Genomic DNA, 24387 nt, shown 5'->3' with positions numbered 1-24387 from the left:
GTTCGTAGTGGAACAAGAAGGATTAGTTTTGACTAATTTGTGAATACAAAATCTACAATGATAGATTAAATACAGTTCGTATTGTTTGACATTCTAAAAGGTGGTACTATTTATTTAGAGTGATAATCGTTATCAATCAAAAGGGAGAAGGTAGATTTTATGAAATTACATTCGGCTCAATTGGGAGAAAAAGTTAAAGTGAAGAATCTCAATCTAGTTGATGACCTTCTATATAAAAGGTTAAACTCCTTTGGAATTAAGGAAGGCTGCCAAGTTTGTCTAATGCAAAAGGGACTGTTTTCCGGTGCATGCATTCTTGAGTGCCAAGGGCAAAAAGTGGGTCTTCGTAAAAAAGACTTAATGAACATAGAGGTAGAGCAACTATGAATAGAATTGCATTAATAGGTAACCCCAATACAGGAAAAACATCACTGTTTAACAAGCTCACCAATTCGTATGAGTATGTAGGAAATTGGAGCGGGGTAACTGTTGAAAAAAAGGTAGGGCAGGTAAAGAAGTTAAATAAGGAAATTATAGATTTACCTGGAATTTATGATCTTAACCCTATCTCTAAAGATGAAAGCGTTGTAACGACCTTTTTGCTTGAAGAGCAAGTGGAAGGTATTTTAAATATATTAGATGCATCTAATTTCGAGCGTAATATGCAGTTAACAGTTGAGGTTTTGGAACTTGGAAAGCCTGTTATCATTTGTTTGAACATGATGGATGTGGCGAAGAAGAAAGGTATTACGATTGATATTGATAAATTACAGAGCTTATTAGGCGTGCCTGTAACACCAATTGTAGCTCGTACTGGTAAAGGGTTTGAAGGTATTTATGTAGCCTTAAAGGGTGCTGTAGGGCATCAACAAAACTTTACATTAACTTATAATGAATCAATAGAAAAAGGTATTGCTAATATTGAGTCTTTGTTAGATGGCGTTGAGGGTCATAAGCGATGGATTGCTATTCAATTCTTATGTGGAAATGAAGCAGTGGATGAGTACTTTCATGAGTCATCTAATTTCCAACAAATGAAATCGATTCGTTCGGAATTAGAAAAAGAAGTTGGTAAGTCACTGAATACAGCTATTTCTGATGAGCGAAGTAAATATATTAGTAGAATACAAGAACAAGTTATGGTACAAGATCAAGGTGAGAGGCAATGGACAGAAAATGTCGATAAGATTTTAACGCATCCGATTCTAGGTATTCCTATTTTCTTAGGGTTAATGTATCTCATGTTCCAAGCAACATTTACTTGGATTGGTGCTCCATTATCTGACTTATTAGATGGGTTTATAGGAGGGACCTTTACTGATGCGGTTAATCAAGGTCTGACATCCATTGGTGCGTCATCGTTTATTATTGATTTAATTTGTGATGGTATCATTGCTGGAGTAGGTGGAGTATTAGTCTTTATTCCACAAATTTTTGTCTTATTCTTTTTCATTTCATTATTAGAAGACTCCGGCTATATGGCACGTATTGCAGTTGTCATGGATCGCTTGATGGAGTTTTTCGGTTTGAATGGGAAAGCGTTCATTCCAATGATTATTAGTTTTGGATGTAATGTGCCAGGGGTTATGGCTGCGAGAACGATTGAGCAACCAAAAGAAAGACTTTTAACTATACTTGTAGCTCCATTTATGAGTTGTTCAGCAAGATTACCAGTTTATGCATTGTTTGGTGCCGTGTTCTTTGCTGAGAATCAATCGTTAGTTGTTTTTTCTTTATATATACTTGGTATTGTTATTGCACTTATTGTAACAAAGATACTATCGATGACTATCTTGAAAAAAGAAAGCACAGTATTTTTCGTAGAATTACCTGCTTATCATGTTCCTCAATTTAAGACGCTTTGGCGTTCAACTTGGGAAAAAGGTAAAGGCTTTTTAAGAAAAGCTGGTACAATTATTTTCGCAGGTTCGGTTATTATTTGGTTACTATCATATTTAGGGCCTAACGGATTGAATGTAGAAATGGATGACAGCTTTTTAGCGATGATTGGTGGCGGTTTTGGTGTATTATTCGCTCCTCTTGGTTTTGGAACATGGCAAGCTGGTGCATCGCTCATTTCTGGTTTCTTAGCTAAAGAAGTTGTAGTATCTACTATGGCTATTATTTATGGAGTTAGTGAAGGAGCTTTATCTACAACAATTGGTTCACATTTCACTACACTAAGTGCGTATACGTTTATGGCTTTTGTACTTCTGTATATGCCATGTTTAGCGACAGTGGGGGCTATTAAACGTGAAACACAGTCAGTTAAGTGGACATTGTTTGCAACACTCTATCCATTTGTAGTAGCGTATATAGTAGCGCTTATCATTTATTATGCGGGCAGTTTACTAATTTGAGGTGAATGGGATGGCAATATTCATTAATGTATTAATTGGTTGTGTGATTTTCGGGTATGCTGGTTATACATTATTAAAGAGTATTAAGAAACAAAAAGCGGGCAAATGTGCGGCGTGTTCTTTACAGAAGCACTGTTCTTCTAATGTTTGTGAACCACCTTCTAAAACGATTCATCAATAATATTTTTATAAAAGGCTGTCCAATGAAAAATTGGACAGCCTTTTGTTATAAGAAAGAAAGTATAATATTTCATGGTGTCCACCCTTACACCTACCGTTTGTCTCCTTTTTGATTAGAGGATTATACAAGAAGTAAATACTAAATCAAAAAGGACCGATAGTGTTTCCTTTATTTCATTCGAAGTGCTCCAATCTATAGTCGCAAAACGGGCGCTTGCGCTTATCTAAAGTTGACGAAAGTATGAATTATATACAAAGCAAATAGTATTAATGTTAGAATAGAAAGATTGACTAACAACATACATAATTGAAATAAATAATAGATGGTTTATGAAAGAAAGGGGTCAATAATTTAGATGAAGAAACCAACAATCAAGGATGTGGCCCGTGTAAGTAAATTCTCGATAGCAACTGTTTCTCGCGTATTAAATGGCAAAGGAAATGTAAGCCCTGAAATTGCCACAAAAGTAATGGATGCTGCGAAACAATTAAATTATGTACCAAATCAATTAGCAAAAGGATTAAAAGAGCAAAAAACAAATATAATTGGCGTTGTTGTTCCAGACTTACGAGATCCTTATTTTGTTGAAGTGATTCAATTACTTCAACAAAAATTGCAACCCGAAAATATCCACTTATTAGTAACGGAATCTAAATATAGCGTTAAGAAAGAACTCGAATTGTTACAGCAATTAGAGGCGAAGCGAGTAGATGGAATTGTAATTGCTGGGGTAGGAAAAAATGAGAAGTTTTTGACGGAATTAGTAGTAAAGGGAATAAAAGTAGTGTCTCTTCATTCTAAAGTAAAGAATTTAGAAATAGAAATTCCTCAAGTGATTGAAGATGAAGAAGAAATTGTATGCAGACTTACCTCTAAATTAATTGCTGAGGGTCATCGTACAATTGGTGTAATCAATGGATCAAAATCTTATCCAAATGCAATTGAAAGATATGTAGGGTATGTAAAAGGAATGTATACAGGTGGAGAAGTATTAGATTCAGCTTATACTTACGAAGGTGCTTATGAAATAGAAAGTGGCAGAAAAGCTGTTAAACGTTTTCTTGCTTTACCAAGTCGGCCAACGGCGATTCTATGCCTCCATCCTTACTTTACAATTGGGGTTATTGCTGAGTTAAGGCGAAAGAAAATTCGTATTCCAAGAGATATTGCGATTGCAACCCTTGGAAATGACCCATCCTTTATTATGTTAGAAGATAAAGAATTAATTACTTATTCTTATGATGTTAATTTAGCTGTAGAAGAAATTTTATTTTATATATTATAGTGGGAAAAACTCTTGACAGAGGTGTTTACATCTTCTGGCGAGAGTTTTTTTTCTTATGCGTATAATTGTGTCAAATGATACAAACAATAAATCGAAACTTTGATTTAAGAGGTTATGTACGTAGGTGGGATAAGGTTTTTATGCGAATATAAAATATTAGAATCTTCAATATATGAAGATTGTAATCGCGTTGTTAAGGATTTAAAGATGTAAGAAAAACTATCTAAATGTGTCTAAGATGTGAAATTAACAAGAAAACGTTTACTCGATAGAGAAATTATTGTACGATACAAATGTAAACGTTAACAAATGAATCTTTGGAGGATGAAATATATGAATATCATGTTAGTTTGTTCGGCAGGTATGTCTACAAGTATGTTAGTAACTAAAATGCAAGAATCAGCTCAAGCAAAAGGAATCGAAGCTACAATTTGGGCAATTCCTGAAGCTTCTTTACAAGCTGAAGTAGATAAAAGTGACGTAATCTTATTAGGACCACAAGTTCGTTTCTTAAAATCAAAAATTGAAGCAGTAGCTGCTCCAAAAGGTATTCCAGTAGAAGTAATCGACATGATGAACTACGGTGCAATGAACGGGGAAGCAGTATTACAACAAGCTTTAAACATGAAAAAATAATCTATAACCCTTTCTTAAGAAAGGGTTCAAGAAGGAGATGAGAAGATGAACGGTATTATACAATTTCTAGAGAAGTACTTTGTACCAGTTGCGGGAAAAATCGGTAGTCAAAGACATTTAGTAGCAGTCCGTGATGGTTTCGTAGCTATCATGCCTCTTATCATTTTAGGATCGTTTGCAACACTTCTAAATAACTTACCTTTTGATTGGTACCAAGATTTGATGACAAATATATTTGGTGCAGGTTGGACTGACTTGGGAGGAAACGTATGGAAGGGTACATTCGCCATCCTATCATTATTAGTTGCCATTGGTGTTAGTTATAACTTAGCTAAATCATATGCAGTTGACGGCTTATCAGCTGCATTAATTACATTTGGTGCACTGATTATTATGAGTCCAGTTACTGTAAAAGAAGGCGGAATTGACTTCGCTTGGACGGGTGCTCAAGGGTTATTCGTATCATTAATCGTAGCAATCTTAGCAACGGAAATTTTCCGTTTCTTAATTCAAAAGAACTTTACAATTAAAATGCCAAATGGCGTACCAACTGCGGTTGCTCGTTCATTCGCGGCATTATTACCAGCAACAGTAGTATTCATCGTGTTTGGAATGGCATTCCTATTGTTCTCAAGAGCAGGAACTTCATTACATGTAATTATTTTTGAAAGTATTCAGCAACCACTTCAAGGGCTATCAAACACATTACCATCAGCTATAATTATCTCTTTATTAATTCACTTATTATGGTTCTTTGGTTTACATGGTACAAACATTATTGGACCAATCATGGAAACGATTTACTTACCATCTATCGAGAAAAACATTGAAATGTTTAAAGATGGTGCTTCGGCATTCAGTGATCAATTAGCAATCATCACAAAGCCATTCTTCGATGTATACGTACATTTAGGTGGCGCAGGAGCAACGTTAGCATTAATTTTAGCGATTTTCTTAGTAGCAAAAAGTGCTCAGTACAGAAGTATTGGACGTCTTACAGCACCAGCAGGTGTATTCAATATTAACGAGCCTGTATTATTCGGTGTTCCGATTGTATTAAACCCAATTCTTGTTATTCCATTCGTGTTAATTCCAATCGTTTTAACATGTACTACTTACTTTGCGATGACAATGGGACTTGTTCCGAAAACAGTCGCTTTAGTACCTTGGTCAGTACCACCAATCATTAGTGGTTGGTTAGCATCTGGCGGTGCATGGCAAGCTATTGCATTACAATTATTCAACTTTATGCTGGCTGTATTAATTTATATCCCATTCATCAAAGTACAAGATATCGAAGCACTAAAAGCTCAAAAAGCATCTGAAGAAGCACAACAACAGTAGTATTTAACAGGGGGATTAATCATGGAAACAATTATTATGAATATTATTCTTCATAGTGGTAATGCAAGAAGTATTGCTATGGAAGCAATTCAAGAAGCGAAAAAAGGCAACTTTGAAGTAGCTGAGAAATATATTGAAGAAGCAACACAATCACTTGGTGATGCACATAAATCTCAAACAGCTTTAATCCAAGGTGAAGCTCGCGGTGAAAAATCCGAGGTTTCAATCCTTCTAATCCACGCACAAGATCACTTAATGACAGCAATGACTTTAAAAGATCTTGCGGCTGAAATGGTAGAGCTATACAAACGAATCAAGTAATTTAAATTGATTCACAAAAAGGCGAGGATTAAGTTCTTCGCCTTTTCTTATAAAAAATATAAGAGTATTTGGAGTGTTTTGAATGAGAAAATTAGGTATTTCTATTTATCCTGAACATAGTACGAGAGAAAAAGATAAAGAATATATTTCACTGGCTGCAAAATACGGATTCAAACGTATTTTTACGTGTCTTCTTTCTGTTCAAGGAAGTAAAGAAGAAATTGTTGAGGAATTCACAGATATTATTACGCACGCACGTAATGAAGGTATGGAAGTAATCCTTGACGTAGCTCCTCACGTCTTCCCAGCACTTGATGTATCATATGATAACTTAGAGCTTTTCGCACAAATGGGAGCGACAGGTATCCGTTTAGATGAAGGCTTTGGTGGTCAAAAAGAAGCATTAATGACGCACAACCCTTATGGATTAAAAATCGAAATTAATATCAGTAGTGGTACGAAATATTTAGAGCAAATCTTAAGCTATGGTCCAAATAGAGATAATTTAATTGGTTGTCATAACTTTTATCCGCAAGAATACACAGGGCTTTCATACAAGCATTTTGTTGAAACATCAGAGTTGTTTAGAAAGCATAATATTAGAGTAGCTGCATTTGTTACATCTTCAGCAGCAACATTTGGTCCTTGGCCAGTAGGCGATGGTTTATGTACATTAGAGCAACACCGTACTTTGCCAATCGTAACGCAAGCGAAGCACTTATTTGCAACTGATTTAGTAGATGATGTATTAATCGGAAATGCATATGCTTCTGAAGAAGAACTAAAAGCTTTAAGTGAAATGAATCCGAATAAGTTAGCGTTCCGTGTACGTATGAATAAAGAAGCATCTGAGTTAGAAAAGTTAATTGTAGAGAAAGAAACTCACTTCAACCGTGGTGATGTATCAGAGTATTTAATCCGCTCTACACAAAGCCGTGTAAAATACAAAGCAGAATCTTTCCCGAATCACAACACATATGATATTCAAAAAGGTGATGTGTTAGTAGGAAATAATGATTTTGGTCAGTATAAAGGTGAACTTCAAATTGCTCGTCTGCCAATGAAAAATGATGGTCGTAAAAATGTAATTGGTAAAATTGTAGATGAAGAAGTTTATTTACTAGATTACATCAAACCTTGGGACTACTTCGAAATGAAAATTGAAGAGTAAAATTGTAAGCCGCTGAGAAAATATTTTCTCAGCGGCTTTTTGTAATAAGAGAAGAGAAGAGAAGTATGAGCAGGGGATGGAATATATGAGCATCGAAAAAAATAAAAAAAGACAACTCCCAACAATAATGAAAGGAGTTGCCACAATTCATTAGATTAATGATAAAGCTTCTTCGTCAGCAATAATTGTTACTTTGCTGTGTAGGCGAAGTGCTGATGCTGGGAAATCTTCAGTAATTTCTCCGCATACTAGGCGTTTGATTGCTTCTGCTTTAGATGCACCTGATGCAAGAAGAATGATTTCTTCGCTATCCATGATGCTTTGGATACCCATTGTGATAGCGTGTGTTGGAACTTCATCCATGCTGTTGAAATAGCGAGCGTTAGCTTCGCGAGTTCTTTCAGCTAATTCAATAACATGAGTTTTACTTTCAAAAGAAGTTCCTGGTTCGTTGAAGCCGATGTGGCCGTTGTGACCAATTCCAAGGATTTGAAGGTCAACTCCGCCAATTTCATGGATGTAGTTTTCGTAGCGTACTGCTTCTTCTTCCATGTTAGTAGCCATTCCGTTAGGAACATTAGTGTTGTCTAAGTTTACATCGATATGATTGAATAAGTGTTCTCTCATGAATGTAAAATAGCTGTTTTTGTCATTGCGATCTAATCCCATGTACTCATCAAGGTTAACTGTTTTTACACCTTTGTATGAAGTACCATTTTCTTTATGGTCTTCGATTAATAATTTGTATAAGCCTTCTGGAGTGCTACCAGTTGCTAAGCCTAATACGGCATTTGGTTTACGTTTAACAAGTCCGATCATTCTTTTTGCAGCGATACGGCTCATTTCTTCGTAGTTTTCAGCGTGAATTATTTCAAATACTTTCGTATTTACTTTAGATTGTAGTGCTGTCATTAGTTCTCATCCTTTTTATAAGCAATTTTTCCACGACAAATTGTCATTTCGATATTAATGTCATTATTTAAAATTACGATGTCGGCATCTTTACCTACTTCGATGCTACCTTTACGATCGAATACTCTAGCTTGTTTCGCTGGAGTTGCTGAAGCGAGTTTGATTAGATCATGTAGGTTTAAATCCGTAAATGAAAGCATATTTTTAACAGAATCAATCATTTTTAGGATACTTCCAGCAAGTGTTCCATCTTCAAGCGTTGCTCTGCCATCGCCTACGATAACTGGCTGTCCGCCTAATTCGTACATACCATTCTTCAAGCATTTTGCACGCATAGCATCTGTAATTAATAGTGCTCCATCTGTACCTTTTGCTTGGATTGCTAGTTGAATCATTTCAGGGCAAATATGGATGCCGTCTGAAATTAATTCTACTTTTAATTCATCAAATAAAAGAGCTGCACCAGCAGTACCTGGCTCACGATGATGAAGACCACGCATACCGTTATATAGATGGGTAACTTGTGTTGCACCAGCTTCAACAGCGTTTTTTACATCAGCGTATGTTGAATCAGTGTGACCAATTGATGCTGTAACTTCGTTCTCAGCTAAGTACTTCACGAATTCCATTCCGTTTGGCATTTCTGGAGCAACAGTTACAAGCTTAATTGTACCGTCTGCTTCTTTTTGCCATTCTTGGAAAGTGGTAATATTTGGTTCTAAAACGTATTCTTCAGGCTGTGCACCTTTTTTAGCAGGATTGATGAAAGGTCCTTCTAGGTGAAGTCCGATTACTTCTGCCTCTCCACGATGGTTTTCTGTTTTTTGATAAGATGCTGCATTGCGCAATGCGTTCACGATGTTTTCTGGCGATTGTGTCATTGTTGTAGCAAGAAAGCTTGTAGTTCCTTCTTGTGGTAAATGAGTTGCCATTGTACGTAATGCTTCATGCGTACCATCCATTGTGTCAGCTCCGCCAGCACCATGAATATGAACGTCGATGAAACCAGGAACGATTTTTGTTCCTTTTTCTAAAGTGATGATTTCTGTGTTATCAAATGTTTTGTTTTCTAATTGGTCAGCTGAACCAATTTCAGTGATTTTGTCATCTGTAATTAGTACATAACCATTTTCTAATACTTCATTTTCTAAATATATGTCAGCATTTTTGAACAGGATGTGATTCATGGAAATCCTCCCTATATGAATACACTTTGTAAGTGTTTTAGTTTTTTATCTACACTACTATCATAACTGTATATATAACTAGTTGTCTATACCAGTGGTGGTGGGAATTTAGTCCTTTTCTTCCGTAAGGTAACAAATTTATTTAGATGTTAACCTTTTGTTCTGTTATTTAATACTTTTAGTATAAGCATTTGAGCTGAAAACAATGATGTAACATTTAACCATAAGAAAAACCGTTCCCGCTATATCGGTTCCGGTTCTTCATACTTTTTCTGTGCTTCTATAAATAGAATATGTTGACCATCAATCTCTTTAACGATGAATACAAAGCCATCTTCTTCAATTTGATCTCCTTGTACAACATCGTATTTTTGGGTGAGAAACCATCCACCTATCGTATCGACTTCATCTTCTAATAAGTCTGTGCCAAGTAAATCGTTAACGTCACCTATTAATACTTTTGCATCAAATATATAATGGTGATCACTTATTTTACGAATATCAGGAAGTTCATCAGCGTCAAATTCGTCGCGAATATCTCCAACAATTTCTTCAAGAATATCCTCTACAGTTACAAGTCCGGCAGTTCCACCATATTCATCGAAAAGGATTGCCATATGGGAATGATTCTTCTGTAGTGCAATAAGCAAATCATTAATGGGAATTGTTTCAATCACAGCGATAACAGGATGAATATATGGCTCAATCGATTGAACGATTTGTTTATCTTGCATAATGAAGCTGGATAATACTTCTTTCATATTAATAATGCCTACAATATTATCTTTATCACCATCCACAACCGGATAGCGAGTATACCGCTCTCGAAGCACAACTTCCATAATATCTTGAAGGGAGTGCTCTTTGTTGACGGTAACAATTTCGGTTCGAGGAACCATAATTTCTTTTGCAATTCTTTCATCAAACTCAAAAATTTTATTCACATATTTATATTCTGCTGAATTTATTTCACCGCTTTTCAAGCTTTCAGACAGAATAATTCGCAATTCTTCTTCGGAATGTGCCATATCATGTTCGGAGGCAGGCTTTAAACCGAAAATCCCGATAATAAATGCTGCTGAGTGATTTAAAATCCAAATAAATGGGAATAAGATTCGATAAAACCAAATAAGAGGTTTTGAAAAATTTAATGTAACAGCTTCTGCTTTTTGAATGGCTAGTGTTTTTGGTGCGAGCTCTCCAATAACAACATGAAAAAATGTAATCGTTGTAAATGCAATTGAAAAGGATAAAAAAGTCGTTAATGCTTCATTTGCAGAAATACTTTCAAATAAAGGCTTTAGCATATGTTCAACAGTTGGCTCGCCCAACCAACCAAGTCCGAGTGATGTAAGTGTAATACCTAATTGACAGGCTGATAAATACTCATCTAGTGAAGAAATAACTTTTTTCGCAGCGATTGCTTTAGTGTTTCCTTCTGCTAATAATTGGTCAATTCTTGTACTTCTTACTTTAACTATTGCAAATTCAGAAGCAACAAAAAATGCTGTAAATGCTAGTAATAATATGATGATTAGAATATTAATCATAACAAGGAATGTCCAGTTACCTCCTCCTAGAAGCATAGTTCATCTTCTTGTTTTGATTTTGCCCAATGAAATCATAACCATACGAAAAATAAACTATTCATTTTTTGCAAATGTTGTTGCATATATTAAAAAGTAAAATGGTTGCTTGAAGATTAATACATAGCGGCATGATGTTTGTTCGATTGGTATAATGTAAATATCGGAATTGTTAGAATATGTACCGGTGAAATTAATAATTGGGGGTATTAGCTTATGGAAACTGTAGGCATGCTAATTAATGGACAAGAAGTGTTTAGTGAGACAAGTATTGTTGTAACAAATCCTGCTACGGGTGAACAAATAGCTACAGTACCAAATGGGGGAGAGAAGGAGGCAAGAGCGGCAGTTGATGCTGCACATGAATCTTTCTTAACATGGTCGCAAAAAACAGCAGCAGAGCGGGCGACATTATTACGAAAATGGTTTGATTTAATAGAGGCGAATAAAGAAGAATTAGCTAAAATGATGACAATGGAGCAAGGAAAGCCTTATAAGGAAGCATTAGGTGAAATCGCATATGCGAATAGCTTCGTTGAATGGTATGCAGAAGAAGGTAAACGTATATATGGAGATACAATTCCTGCTAGTGATCCATCTAAACGTATTCTTGTATTGAAGCAACCAGTTGGAGTTATTGCAGCTATTACGCCTTGGAATTTCCCAGCTGCAATGATTACAAGAAAAGTTGCGCCAGCATTGGCAGCAGGTTGTACTGCGGTAATTAAGCCTGCGAAACTAACTCCACTAACCGCTATTAAGCTGGTGGAATTAGCGTATGAGGCTGGAATTGATAAAGGAGCAATCAATGTTGTAACAGGAAGTGCGCAAGCTATTTCAGAAGCGTGGATGAAGGATAGTCGTGTAAGGAAGGTATCTTTTACTGGTTCTACTGAAGTAGGAAAGCAATTAATGAAGGATAGTGCGGACACAATGAAGAAGGTTTCATTAGAGCTTGGAGGTCATGCACCATTCATCGTTATGGAAGATGCAATCATTGATGATGCTGTAGCAGCTGTTATTCAATCGAAATATCGAAATGCTGGACAAACATGTATTTGTACAAATCGTGTTTTTGTTCACGAAAACATCTACGAGGAATTTTCTAAGAAAATGGTAGCAGAAGTTAGCGAATTGAAGGTAGGTAATGGACTAGATGAAGGTGTTACAGTTGGGCCTTTAATTGATGAAAATGCTGTTAATAAATTACATGAACATGTTGAAGATGCAATGGATAAAGGTGCTGAACTATTAACGTCTTCGATTAATCAAACGGGATTATTCGTTTCTCCAATCATAATTGGGAAAGCGCAAGATGATATGTTATGTATGAATGAAGAAACCTTTGGTCCTTTAGCACCGATTTCGACATTTAAAACGAAAGAAGAAGTCATTGCGCGTGCCAATAATACGCCTTATGGATTAGCAGCCTATATTTTCACGCAGAATATATCTAATGCAGTTAAAATCGCGGAAGGGCTTGAGTATGGAATCGTTGGATTAAATGATGGATTACCTTCCGTAGCTCAAGCACCGTTTGGAGGTATGAAGGAAAGCGGTATTGGCAGAGAAGGCGGTAAGTATGGAATTGAGGAATATTTAGAAATTAAATATATCTCTTTGAAAATATAGTTTGTCAGAAAGCCAAAATCATAGAATGGTTTTGGCTTTCTAATATCATCTCTTCATATATCTCCACTCTTAATGAAATCATCGTGTTTTAAACATGTATAAACGTAACAGTTTATTGTCCATCATATATATTTCTAGCTTTAGTAATTTTTATAAAATAATCCTAAATTGCTCATGTCCTTACATGATATTTCACTCCTTATTTTTTCATGGATATTGAAGATGAAATGAATAATGAAAAAGGATGAAAGCGATGTTGAGTAAATTAGAAGCTTTTATATTAGGGATTGTTCAAGGGCTGACAGAGTTCTTACCGATCAGTAGTACCGGACATTTATATTTAGGGCGGCATATGTTTAATTTGCAAGAAGCAGGTTTGACGCTGGATACGATGCTGCATATTGGAACATTAGTAGCGGTTTTTGTATTTTATAAACATGAATTTATAGCTATTCTAAAGAATCCTTTTGGAAAGTTAACTTGGCTGTTAGTAGTCGGAACAATTCCTGCGGTCGTGGTTGGCTTTGCTTTTAAAGATTACTTTGATGCGATTTCGAAAACGGGTGTAACCATCGGATGGGAATTCCTTCTTACAGGCTGTTTTCTTTGGTTTGCAGAGAATATCCAGCAAGGTCGAAAAAAAATGAATGATATTACTTATGGTGATGCACTATTTATTGGCGCCTTTCAAGCTGCGGCTATATTTCCTGCTATCTCAAGATCGGGTTTTACAATTGCGGCTGCATTAATACGAAAGTTAGATCGTGAAACAGCTGCTTACTTCTCTTTTTTATTATCTACTCCTGCTATTGTTGGGGCGATTGTTTTACAAATGTTTGATTTGTTTGAAGGAAAGGGAGAGCAGATTTCGATTAGTGCTTTGTTAATTGGAATCCTTTCATCTGCAATTTTTGGCTATATAGCGGTTAAGTGGATGATACATTTCTTGAAGAATCATTCATTGAAGATATTTGCAATTTATGTATGGATTCTTGGTATTTTCATTTTGATAATGCAATATATGGGGAAATTTTAACGGTTTTTGATAGCTGATTTCTTTTCTATATGCTGTGAAAAAGCAAGAGACCGTTCAATACCCAATTGAGGATGTTTTAACAAGTTGAAAATCAAAAAGAGGTTGTTTGATTAACAACCTCTTTTGATATGAAAATACGTGATTAAAATCACATATTTTCGTTATTTGTAATGTCTTTTTTTATTTCAATATATTGAATATGATGTCCATCCATTTGATTTACGGTAAAGATATAACCGCTATCTTCAATAGAATCTCCAAGATGAAGGTCATACTCCTTTGTTAGGAGCCAACCACCGATTGTATCAATGCCTTCTTCTTCTAGGTCAGTTGATAAAACAGTATTCAATTCTTCAAGTAGTAGCTTAGAATCTACAATATAATGATTTTCTGCTATTTTACGAATCTCAGGAATTTCATCTATATCGAACTCATCACGAATTTCTCCTACAATTTCTTCAATAATATCTTCAGCTGTTACTATTCCTGCAGTTCCACCATATTCATCGAAAAGTAATGCCATATGATTTCGTTCTTTTTGCATTTTAATAAGTAAGTCATTAATTGGAATTGTCTCAATCACTGAAATGATTGGGTGGATGTAATCATCTAGCTGAATAGAAGAACGATCAGACTCCATAGCAACTGAAATTAAATCTTTTAAATGAACAACGCCGACGATAGAATCTTTATCACCGTCTATGACAGGATATCTTGTATATCTTTCATGCTGTAACTTTGAAAATATGTCATCCCAACTATCATCAATAGATATACTTATGATTTCTGTTCTAGGAACCATGATTTCTTTTGCAATACGATTATCAAAATCAAATATGCGATCTACATATTTATATTCTGATTGATTAATTTGTCCTTTTTCGTAGCTTTCTGTTAAGATAATACGCAATTCTTCTTCGGAATGAGCCATTTCCCCTTCTGATGCAGGCTTTAATCCGAACGAACGAGCAATCAAATTAGCTGAACTATTTAATATTTTTATAAAGGGGTACATCACCTTGTGAAATATAATAATAGGTTTAGCTATACGTAATGTGACTGCTTCCGCTTTATGGATGGCAAATGTTTTTGGTGTTAATTCACCTAGAACAACGGAAAGAAACGTCATTAAAGATAATGCGATGACGAACGAAATGGCATGTGTAGCAGATTCGGGTATATTTAATTTATTTAATAGGGGAGCAAGGAGTGCTTGAATAGTAGGGTCCCCTAACCAACCTAATCCTAAAGAAGCGATTGTAATGCCCAATTGTGTCGCTGATAAATATTCATCTAATGAAGAAATAACTTTTTTAGCGGAAATCGCTTTTTTATTTCCTTCAGCAATTAATTGGTCTATTCGAGTTGGGCGTACTTTTATGATGGCAAATTCCGTTATAACGAAAAACGAAGTACAAATGATAAGAAATGCCACTAATGCAATGTTAACGATAATCACTTCTTCAAAGAAGACTGTTGAAAAATACAGTCTTCCTTTCACCTCCTGGATGTTAATACTAATATGTAACCTTTTAATGAAAAATTAAAACCATATTATTAGTATAATCTTTATACGGAGGAAATTATATTATTGGATACTGAAAAGTCTAAAATTTCTATTTTGATAAAACAAAATGCGGACTAAAGAGTTCGAGAAGGTAGACTAGTAACTGTTCTTCCTTTACCTTTGCAAGATGGGCAAGACTTATTAAAGATTTGTAAAAATGGAACCTTTCCTTTTCCTCTACAATGCTGGCATAATTCAATATACTTCAAGTGAATCTCTCCTTAGTTGAAAGTTATATAGTTGTAGTATGGGCGGATGACTAAAGTAATATCCCATAATTTGTAATGTTTTCTAAAAAAATAATGCCCAGCGAATTCATAAAATCGCTGGGCATTATCACATTATATTTTAGGATACAACTTCCGTTTTTTGAGTCAATGGAATCTTTTCAGATTGCGATTGTTCTTGTGGTTGAGTTTCAATTGAAATCTCTTTGACTGCTTTTGTAACTTCTATATATTGAATATGGTGGTCTTCCATTTCGAGAATTTGAAAGTTAAAGCCTTCATAGGAGAGAACATCACCTTTTTTCGCTTCATAATTCTCTGTTAAGAACCAGCCACCAATTGTATCTATATCTTCATCAGAAATATCAATTCCAAACAAATCATTTACTTGGCTAATTAACACTTTCGCATCAATAATATAATGATTGTCTGCCATTTTTCGAATTTCAGCTACTTCATCAAGGTCAAATTCATCACGAATTTCTCCAACGATTTCTTCGATAATATCTTCAACAGTAACTAATCCTGATGTTCCGCCGTATTCGTCCATTAAGATTGCCATATGAATGCGTTCCTTCTGCATTTTAAGTAGCAAATCATGAATAGGAACAGTTTCGATGATACGAATAATAGGTCGGACTAAAGGTTCAACGGACTGATCCTTATAATCATCATTAGAAATCATAAATGTGAATAGCTCTTTCACATTGACCATACCAATAACATGGTCCTTATCACCATCAATGATAGGATAACGAGTGAACTTCTCTTCTTTAACGACTGAGAAGGCGTATTCAAGTGTATTGTCTTTTGATAAAGTAATAACTTCTGTTCGTGGCACCATTATTTCTTTGGCGATACGATCATCGAATTCAAATATTTTGTTTACATACTTGAATTCGGATTGGTTAATTTCTCCGCTTTTGTAACTGTCTGACAGAATGATTCGTAATTCTTCTTCAGTATGAGCTATTTCATGTTCAGAAGCTGGCTTTAATCCAAATGCTTTTGTTACTAAACGAGCGGAACCATTTAAAACCCAGATGAATGGGAACATCACTTTATAAAAAAGAGCTAAAGGTTTCGCTACTAATAAAGTAATTGTTTCAGCTTTTTGAATTGCAAGTGTTTTTGGTGCTAACTCTCCAACTACAACGTGTAAAAATGTAACAATGGAGAAAGATAGTACGAAAGAAAGTACGGTTGTTGCTGATGATGGAATGTTCAATTGTGTGAACAGAGGGTGTAGAATGGCTTCTATACTCTTTTCTCCAATCCAACCAAGACCTAGAGCTGTTACAGTAATACCTAACTGGCAGGCAGATAGATATTCATCTAAATGACTAATTACTTTTTTGGCAGCTAATGCACCGGCCTTACCTTCTTCTACAAGCTGATCAATACGCGTGCTTCTTACTTTTACTATGGCAAATTCTGAGGCTACGAAAAATGCTGTTAAAGCAATTAACAGGGCCAAGATAACCAAGTTTAATATGTCGTCCAAATATTTTTCCTTATCCCGCCATTATAACGAGAAAGGAGTCACCTCCTGAAATAATAAAATCTTACTAATTTTCAATACAACACCTAGATGCTAAGATATAAAAATGCATGAAGTTAATGATGTGTTCTATACTTAGATTCAAGGTTAAGAGAATTTTCTCTAATTCTATTTAAGTGAGTGTTATTAACGTTCATAACTGCCCCATCAACATCACCTCTACATAACTCGTAAGATTAAGATAATTATAGAAAAATTTGAACGGTCAGTCAAACTTACTGAAAGTTGAAAATCAGGGTATATTCAGTATATGAGGCGATTTTCTAGAATAGTAGCGGTATTTTCTTACTGATTTAATTTTTATATAATTCTGACTTTTTTATAAAAAATAATTTTTTTATAAAAATGCTGTATTTTCATAAATGCTTCACATTTATATTTTATTATAGAAGTATGAAGATAATAAAGTGCTTACAAATATAATATTTTTTGAAACATCAGTGGAAGTGATTATAGTTAATTCGTTTTAAATGCATGAATGTAATGGATTATATAAGGGGAAATTCTTACACGTATGTATATGTAGATCAATTTATTCGTAATCAAAAGGGGTGAGCAAGTTGATTGACGATATAATGAAGAAGCTTCAGTTAAAAGGAATTAAAGTGGAAAAAACAATATCACGATATGAAGTAATTCGCACTTTGTTTAACCACGATTCAAAGCCTACTATTATATTACATGATTCTTGTTTTGAAGAAAAGAAAGATGCTCTGCATAAATATTTAAGTTAGTGAATACATCATAGGTTTGATACTATAAGAAGTCATTATTATATTGTAAAAATAGAAAAACCTTTATATTTCTGATTAAATCAGTAATATAAAGGTTTTTTTTGATTTTATTAAAACGAAAAATGTTTTCAGTATACTAATTAAAGAAGTATAACTCAAGGGGAAACAGTTGGAAGAGATTACATTTTATGAATGTATTGGTTTTTATGTATAATAGAGTATGCTAAGGATGAATAAATTATGCATATTATACAACTCTTATACTTGGAGCACCGTTGTTACAAAGCACATCTCCTCTAAAAAAATAAACTACCTCATAAAGCAGCAGAAAGTATTCACAAGAATTAAAGGAACCTAAATAGGACAAAATGACGACTATCTGCATATTTGGTAGTTTTTTACTTCATTTCTTTATGTGATATTAAACCATGATTTGAAAGTACAAATGCTCTTTATTGTAAGGCTCAGATAGAATCGTGCGAAAATTATTCCAATTTACACCTTTAATAAATAGAAAAGGACGATGCAAATGAAGCAAATGAGCTTAACAACCAAAATCATTATTGCGCTTATTTTAGGGGCGGTAGTGGGTTTAGGATTAAATATTTTTTCTCCTGAACTATTTGAATATTTCAATGCGTATTTATTTAATCCAGTTGGGAAATTCTTTATCAATATTATATCGATGCTTGTTGTACCAATTGTTTTATTTTCTATCATTTTAGGAACTGCGGGTCTAGGTGATCCGAAAAAGCTTGGAAGAATTGGTTTGAAAACAATCCTTTTCTTTTTAGTTACAACAGCTATTGCGATTGTGATTGCGATGACAATTGCAATTGTTATTTCTCCGGGAACAAAGGGAGAGTTTGATTTATCGAATGCTACTTTTACAGCAGCAGAAGCTCCACCTGTGGGCAATACTTTATTGAATATTATCCCCAAAAATCCATTTGCTGCTTTAATGGAAGGAAATATGTTGCAAGTAATCGCAATGTCTGTATTAATAGGCTTCGCCTTAACTGCGCTAGGAAAGAAAACAAAAGGGATTTTAGATTTAGTTGAGCAAGGAAATGAATTGATGATGTATCTTGTTCATTTAGTAATGAAGCTTGCTCCTTATGGAACTTTTGGTTTAATTGCTACCGCTGTTGGAAGTCAAGGGTTGAGCGCGATGAAAGCGATGATTCTTTATATGGTGGTAGTTGTCATAGCCTTACTTATTCATGGCATGGTTACCTATGGAGGAGCCGTCTACTTCCTAGCGAAGAAGAATCCAATTTGGTTTCTGAAGGGCTTTGCTCCAGCAATGGCGGTTGCTTTCAGTACGTCAAGTAGTAGTGCAACGCTTCCGTTATCGATGGAGACAGCTCAAGAGAACTTAGGAGTTAGAGAATCCATCAGTAGTTTCGTTCAGCCTCTTGGAGCTACAATTAATATGGATGGAACAGCTATTATGCAGGGTGTTGCTACCATCTTTATTGCTCAAGTATATGGCGTAGATTTAACAAGTGTAGAAATGCTTACAGTTGTTTTAACAGCAGTATTAGCAAGTATTGGTACAGCCGGAGTGCCAGGTGTCGGGCTAATTATGTTAGCGATGGTACTATCATCAGTAAGCTTGCCGGTAGAAGGAATAGGTTTAATCTTAGGGATTGATCGTTTATTAGATATGGCAAGAACGGCACTAAACACTTCTGGAGATGCAGCTTGCGCATTAATTATTTCTGAACAAGAGAAAAGAAGAGAAGCAAAAAGTAAATCGTAAATAATAAAAGCGTAAAAGGGCGAACGAAATGTGATTTAAAAAACACTTTTCAGATAGCCCTTTTTTGAAATAAAGCAAATGGGTTTCGCTGTCCATAAAATTACGTTATCATTATAAATGGCATATTATCAAAATAATGTCTACATAATATGCATGCTTTTCATTTTCCTTCTTTATTTTCGAACTCTTCAGATGATAGAATTTATTTCTGTTCAAAACAAAGTAAAGCGCGATAAAAATAATCCTGAATCAATCACTTTTCTTTTAAAAGAAAGTTAGAAAACTAAAGAAGTGAATACATACCTTAAAAAGGACCGGTAACGGTTTTCAAAATATATTTAACAATAGGGAGGATGGTTTGTTGGATACCATAAGGAATGAAACAATCCAGAATATACAAGATCGAGGGATAACAGTTGTACGTATAAATAAAGGACTTCTAGTTTTTAAAAGAGGAATTGGGTGTATTTTATGAATCGTAAACATAAATGGATAGTAAAGACTTTGAGAGTTTTAATAATTATTCTTGGAGGATTGATTGCGGCATATGGATTAGAGGCAGTCTTAATCCCAAATAATGTATCAGACGGTGGCGTGACAGGTCTTAGTATCGTTGCCTCAAGGGTATTAAATATACCATTAGGAATTCTAATCGCTGTACTTAATATTCCGTTTATATTTTTAGGATATAAGCAAATTGGTAAAAGTTTCGCTATTAATTCAATAATAGGTATTGTTTCACTAGCGGCTGGAACTGTTCTAATGCACGGAGTACCAACAATTATACATGGGGATACATTGCTAGTAACTGTTGTTGGTGGTATTATTATCGGTTTTGGTATGGGTATTGCTTTGCGTAATGGTGGGGCACTTGATGGAATTGATATGTTCGCTGTATTACTTTCTCGCAAATTACCGTTTGGTACAAGTGATTTAATTCTGTTCTTGAACGCATTTGTTTTTATTGTTGTTTCAACCGTGTTCGGATTACAAGGGGCATTACTGTCAGCCATTGCTTACTTTATTGCTTCTAAAGTAATTCATATTGTTGAAGAAGGTTTAAGTGGTTCTAAAAGCTTTAAAATTATTACAAATGAACCCGATGTAATGGTAGAGACAATACGTGATCGTTTAGGACGAAGTGCAACGTATAATATTGTTCAGGGTGCCTATTCTCATCAGCAATTCAAAGAAATTACTTGTGTCATTAACCGTTTGGAAGAAAGCAAAATGAAACAAATTATTCAAGAAATTGATCCTACAGCTTTTGTTACAGTCTATGATGTAGTAGAAGTTAGGGGAGGGAATTTCAAAAAACGTAATATTCATTAATTAAAAACTTAGTAGTTGTAGTGCAAAATGATGTGCTGTAATTACAGTTCGTTTTTTATGTCATAGTCGAAAAGAGATTGTCAGAAGAGTTGCTTTTTCTGACAGTCTCTTTTTTAAAAGATAAGAAAGCATATAATTTTGCGTGGTGTCTAACCTTACACCTGCTATGCTCGGAAATAAGCCAACCTGTTTTGAAAACCAAGTGCGGTTTTTCAAGAACAGCTCGTCTTATTTCTCCCGCATAGCTCTTTTTTGATTGGGAGTAAATCAAGGAGCTTAAACATCAATCAAAAAAGACCGGTGCCGGTTTTTCTTATTTCTTAACTTATGTAAAATGGCTAATTGGTAAGGTTATGATGAAAGATGTACTAGTTTCGGTAGATACGCAAATTAATGTTCCATTATGTTTTTCAATAATTTGCTTGCATACGAATAATCCTAGCCCTGTTCCTATGTCCTTTGTTGTCATAAAAGGCTTGAAAATATCTGCAATAAGCTCTTCGCTGATTCGAGGTCCATTATTAGTAATAATTAGTTGAATAATATTTGCTTCATTTTTTTTGCTGGATATGGTGATGGTTGGATTTTGTATATTATGTAACACATCTAATGCATTAAATATAATGTTTAATAAAACTTGCCTAATTTCCTCAAGTTGTCCAAGAATGAAAATATCATTTTCTACAAAAGTTTCAACGTGAACATTAATATCCACAATACTAGGATATAAAAAGGTAATTACTTCATCTATCAATCGATCTAATGAAAAAACAATGAATTTTTGTTCTACTTCACCTTTGCGAGAGAATGCCAAAAATTCAGATATTCTCGTATTCAATTGTTCAAGCTCACTATATATAATATCTAAATAATGTAAGTCAGGGTAATCAGCTTTCAACAATTGAATAAAGCCTTTTATAGATGTAAGTGGATTTCTAAATTCATGAACAAAGCTGGAGGTCATTTGACCAAGTAAGGTTAAACGTTCTTTGTGAGCTTCGGATAAAATTTCATTTTGCTTTTGAATAATTTCATTTTGCAAGTCAGCAAAGTAAGAAGCTGTATGAAATATTAAAGAATCGAAAATAGTTTCTAAATCACTGGTCCACTGATGGGTTTTCGATAGCTCTTTGAAATTTTCCTTAATACTGTTTGCGATTTGTTGTTTTACAGTAGAAATGTTGGCAAGAACATTGCGTATATGTACTCCGGTTTTTACTCTTTCTGATGCAATTTTCATAGATAATGCTTTTATTTCTTCTATTAAATCCATCTCTGAGTGTTGTAACTTTAATAAATATAGAGCGTAGATTGCGCGAGAATTACTCAATATTGTATCCTTCAGAGATTCATCTGGTGAAAAAGTAAATTTATCTTTCCAAGTTTCATAAATATCTTCTTCATGTTTTTGCAAGAATTGAACAATTATATCATTTTCTGTATTCATTATTAAAAAACACCTCCTGTTAAAATAAGATAGTTTGAACTTATTCAAGAGAAGAATAGTAAATAAAAAATAAGTTGTACTCTTTGAAAATGTAAGTTGATGAAAATAAGAATAGATTATACAAATAATAACATTTTTCTTCTGAAATAAGGTGAATAAATTGGTAAGTGTATCTTAGCAATTTTGAAGAGTGGGAGAATAATAGTTGAAGTTAGTAGTTTTTTACTAGATACAAATAGCTCCATCATTTTATAAATATAAATTGAACGGAGCTATAAATTAATTATACCACTTATTGTAAAAAATGTTCTTGCTTTATGATTATAAATACTCTATTTAAATTGTTAACAGATATAAAATTTAGTCTTTTGAACTAATTTTGCTTTTTCTTATTATAAAAATGGTTCAACGTGGATGAGAGCGTGGTGTATACCGTGTTTGTCTAATAATCGATGTTCTACATTGTCAGAAATATTATGACTATCAACTATATTCAAAGATTTATTTACTTGAATAGTAGCTTCGATTAAAACCTCGTTACCATGCATTCTTCCTTTTAAATCGCATGTATATAGCACACCAGGAGTTGTAGCGATGGTGTTCTTAATAGATGCTAGCAATTCTTTATCGAAGCCATCTGTTAAGCTGTGTGAAGCTTCAAAGAAGATGCTCCAAGCTGTTTTACAAATAATAAAACCAACAATAATGGCAGCGACGGTATCTAACCAATTAATCCCGATCCAAGTACCGATAATACCTACCAGGGCACCAATACTGACAAGTGCATCAGACAGATTATCCTTTGCAATCGCAAATAAAGAAGCATTATTTGTTTTAATGCTTAATTGTTTATTGTATTTATAAATGCCAATCATAAATATTGCTGAAAGAGCTGCTGTGATTGCTGTCATGAGAGTAGGCTGTTCGGTTCCTTTATCGACTAATGACTGAAAAGCTTGTGCAATAACACTTATTCCGACTGTCATCATAATAAAAGCCGCAACTAGTGAAGCTACTGTTTCAGCTCGTGTGTGTCCATATAAATGATCTTCATCAGGCGGTTTAACTGCAATTTTTAAGCCAATTAATACAGCTAGAGAGGCGATGATATCAGTGGAGTTGTTTAATCCATCGGCCCATAGTCCTTCTGAATTACCAAAGAAACCAATTGAAAGTTTAATTGTCGACATGAGTATGTATGCGGCTATACTGACCCAAGCTCCTTTTTGGGCTAAATTTTCAAGAGATTTGTCCTTTGTCATTTCGTCCGCCTCCTTTCTGGCGTGACTGAATTTTCAGTCGTTGAGCATGTTCTTTGTTCCAATCCTTTCCTAATAATTATTTATTAGGCTTGTCTTAAATAGGTTACATGGTTTTCAATAGGCAAGTATTGAAGAATAAAATTTTCATAAATACTTCTTATGATTTTTTCTGTGCTAAATAAAGATAACAAACGAAATTCATGTGTGTCTAGAGAAACATTGTGTGTGATATCCACAAGTATTGTGTGCTTTCAGGCTTATTGATAGGAGCTAAAGAAGTTGCGTAAGGTAAAAATATACGGAGATTTTGATAATTAATTTGGAGAGCTTCTAAAGTGAAGAAAGCTATACTAAAAGTGATTGAAGAATACTTTTGGGACAGCTGCAGTGAGAAAATGGGGAAAGTAAGTGATTTAACTATATAAATCCTATTGCATTAAAATAGCAAAAATATTCTGCTATATGTGGATTTCTGTCATTTCGAAAGCTTAAAAGGCTGTGCAAAAAGGTTTTTTCTTTCTGCACAGCCTTAATGTTTATTCCTTGATTATTTATAACTTCCGCCTAATTGTTGCTCAGCCATTTGTACTAATCGTTTCGTAATTTCTCCTCCAACTGACCCGTTTGCACGAGAAGTTGCGTCTGGTCCAAGAGTAACACCAAACTCAGTTGCAATTTCATACTTCATAGAATCAATCGCAGCTTGTGCTCCTTGAACAACTAATTGGTTAGATGAATTTCCTGATGATTGGTTTTGCATAATTAACCCTCGCTTTTTTTATGTTTTTGCTGAAGCTTCAATGCATGACATATGTATTCATTAAAATACTTCAACGTATAA

At 34.4% G+C, this 24387-nt stretch carries 21 protein-coding genes; 13 read left to right on the top strand and 8 right to left on the bottom strand.

Going from position 1 to position 24387, the window contains the following annotated elements; genetic code table 11:
• Positions 1-159: 159 nt before the first annotated feature.
• The 8 genes from TX86_RS15285 (at position 160) to TX86_RS15255 (ending at position 7298) form a co-directional block, all read left to right on the top strand.
• Entirely contained in the window at positions 160-387 is a 228-nt protein-coding gene (locus tag TX86_RS15285; protein ID WP_042349714.1) for a FeoA family protein, read from the top strand.
• The gene (feoB, locus tag TX86_RS15280; RefSeq protein WP_042349713.1) at positions 384-2360 is read left to right on the top strand and encodes a ferrous iron transport protein B; all 1977 of its coding nucleotides are present in this window, start codon (positions 384-386) and stop codon (positions 2358-2360) included. Before TX86_RS15285 ends, feoB begins: the two co-directional genes overlap by 4 nt.
• Positions 2361-2370: 10 nt before the next feature.
• Positions 2371-2541: a FeoB-associated Cys-rich membrane protein gene (locus TX86_RS26335; protein ID WP_439096794.1), complete on the top strand. Its 171-nt coding sequence runs from the start codon at positions 2371-2373 to the stop codon at positions 2539-2541.
• Positions 2542-2896: 355 nt separating this feature from the next.
• Complete coding sequence (locus TX86_RS15275) at positions 2897-3826, top strand: LacI family DNA-binding transcriptional regulator (protein ID WP_042349712.1); 930 nt, start codon at positions 2897-2899, stop codon at positions 3824-3826.
• A gap of 333 nt (positions 3827-4159) precedes the next feature.
• The gene (locus TX86_RS15270; RefSeq protein WP_042349711.1) at positions 4160-4462 is read left to right on the top strand and encodes a PTS sugar transporter subunit IIB; all 303 of its coding nucleotides are present in this window, start codon (positions 4160-4162) and stop codon (positions 4460-4462) included.
• 45 nt (positions 4463-4507) lie between these two features.
• Positions 4508-5806 carry a PTS cellobiose transporter subunit IIC gene (celB, locus tag TX86_RS15265; protein WP_042349709.1) on the top strand — a complete coding sequence of 433 codons (1299 nt, stop codon included), beginning with the start codon at positions 4508-4510 and terminating at the stop codon, positions 5804-5806.
• A 21-nt stretch (positions 5807-5827) separates the two neighbouring features.
• Positions 5828-6127 carry a PTS lactose/cellobiose transporter subunit IIA gene (locus TX86_RS15260; RefSeq protein WP_042349708.1) on the top strand — a complete coding sequence of 100 codons (300 nt, stop codon included), beginning with the start codon at positions 5828-5830 and terminating at the stop codon, positions 6125-6127.
• 82 nt (positions 6128-6209) lie between these two features.
• Positions 6210-7298, top strand: a complete 1089-nt coding sequence (locus TX86_RS15255) for a DUF871 domain-containing protein (protein WP_042349706.1) — start codon at positions 6210-6212, stop codon at positions 7296-7298.
• 150 nt (positions 7299-7448) lie between these two features.
• Here the strand turns inward: TX86_RS15255 and nagB are convergent, their stop codons facing one another.
• The 3 genes from nagB to TX86_RS15240 form a co-directional block, all read right to left on the bottom strand.
• Positions 7449-8210, bottom strand: a complete 762-nt coding sequence (gene nagB / locus TX86_RS15250; RefSeq protein ID WP_042349705.1) for a glucosamine-6-phosphate deaminase — start codon at positions 8208-8210, stop codon at positions 7449-7451.
• A complete protein-coding gene (gene nagA / locus TX86_RS15245; protein WP_042349703.1) occupies positions 8210-9397 on the bottom strand; it encodes an N-acetylglucosamine-6-phosphate deacetylase in 1188 nt (395 codons plus the stop codon). The genes nagB and nagA overlap by 1 nt, the downstream gene beginning before the upstream one ends.
• Positions 9398-9639: 242 nt before the next feature.
• Entirely contained in the window at positions 9640-10983 is a 1344-nt protein-coding gene (locus TX86_RS15240; RefSeq protein ID WP_230203625.1) for a hemolysin family protein, read from the bottom strand.
• A gap of 231 nt (positions 10984-11214) precedes the next feature.
• Here TX86_RS15240 and TX86_RS15235 point away from each other — a divergent pair, with 231 nt between their 5' ends.
• Positions 11215-12615 carry an NAD-dependent succinate-semialdehyde dehydrogenase gene (locus tag TX86_RS15235; protein ID WP_081707720.1) on the top strand — a complete coding sequence of 467 codons (1401 nt, stop codon included), beginning with the start codon at positions 11215-11217 and terminating at the stop codon, positions 12613-12615.
• Positions 12616-12871: 256 nt separating this feature from the next.
• Entirely contained in the window at positions 12872-13651 is a 780-nt protein-coding gene (locus TX86_RS15230; protein WP_042350529.1) for an undecaprenyl-diphosphate phosphatase, read from the top strand.
• A gap of 148 nt (positions 13652-13799) precedes the next feature.
• Here TX86_RS15230 and TX86_RS15225 read toward each other — a convergent pair whose 3' ends face one another.
• Entirely contained in the window at positions 13800-15110 is a 1311-nt protein-coding gene (locus TX86_RS15225; protein WP_042349700.1) for a hemolysin family protein, read from the bottom strand.
• Between the two features lie 456 nt (positions 15111-15566).
• Positions 15567-16949, bottom strand: coding sequence for a hemolysin family protein (locus TX86_RS15220; protein WP_042349699.1), 1383 nt, complete (start codon positions 16947-16949; stop codon positions 15567-15569).
• Positions 16950-17566: 617 nt separating this feature from the next.
• On the opposite strand from TX86_RS15220, the gene TX86_RS26755 reads away from it, so the two are divergent.
• The 3 genes from TX86_RS26755 (at position 17567) to TX86_RS15210 (ending at position 20837) form a co-directional block, all read left to right on the top strand.
• Positions 17567-17740 (top strand): hypothetical protein, encoded by a 174-nt coding sequence (locus TX86_RS26755; protein WP_154663117.1) that lies wholly within the window; start codon positions 17567-17569, stop codon positions 17738-17740.
• 538 nt (positions 17741-18278) lie between these two features.
• The gene (locus TX86_RS15215; RefSeq protein WP_195892914.1) at positions 18279-19505 is read left to right on the top strand and encodes a dicarboxylate/amino acid:cation symporter; all 1227 of its coding nucleotides are present in this window, start codon (positions 18279-18281) and stop codon (positions 19503-19505) included.
• 471 nt (positions 19506-19976) lie between these two features.
• Complete coding sequence (locus TX86_RS15210) at positions 19977-20837, top strand: YitT family protein (RefSeq protein WP_042350527.1); 861 nt, start codon at positions 19977-19979, stop codon at positions 20835-20837.
• Between the two features lie 325 nt (positions 20838-21162).
• Here TX86_RS15210 and TX86_RS15205 read toward each other — a convergent pair whose 3' ends face one another.
• The 3 genes from TX86_RS15205 to TX86_RS15195 all read right to left on the bottom strand — a co-directional run bounded on the left by TX86_RS15205 (position 21163) and on the right by TX86_RS15195 (position 24306).
• Positions 21163-22284: an ATP-binding protein gene (locus TX86_RS15205; protein ID WP_042349696.1), complete on the bottom strand. Its 1122-nt coding sequence runs from the start codon at positions 22282-22284 to the stop codon at positions 21163-21165.
• Positions 22285-22676: 392 nt separating this feature from the next.
• Positions 22677-23546: a cation diffusion facilitator family transporter gene (locus TX86_RS15200; RefSeq protein ID WP_042349695.1), complete on the bottom strand. Its 870-nt coding sequence runs from the start codon at positions 23544-23546 to the stop codon at positions 22677-22679.
• A gap of 547 nt (positions 23547-24093) precedes the next feature.
• On the bottom strand, positions 24094-24306 hold the full coding sequence (locus TX86_RS15195; protein ID WP_042349693.1) for an alpha/beta-type small acid-soluble spore protein: 213 nt from the start codon (positions 24304-24306) through the stop codon (positions 24094-24096).
• Positions 24307-24387: the final 81 nt, after the last annotated feature.

The organism is Bacillus massiliigorillae, assembly GCF_000380245.2.
GTDB lineage: Bacteria > Bacillota > Bacilli > Bacillales > DSM-1321 > Bacillus_AD > Bacillus_AD massiliigorillae.
This window is presented reverse-complemented; position numbering and strand designations above follow the sequence as displayed.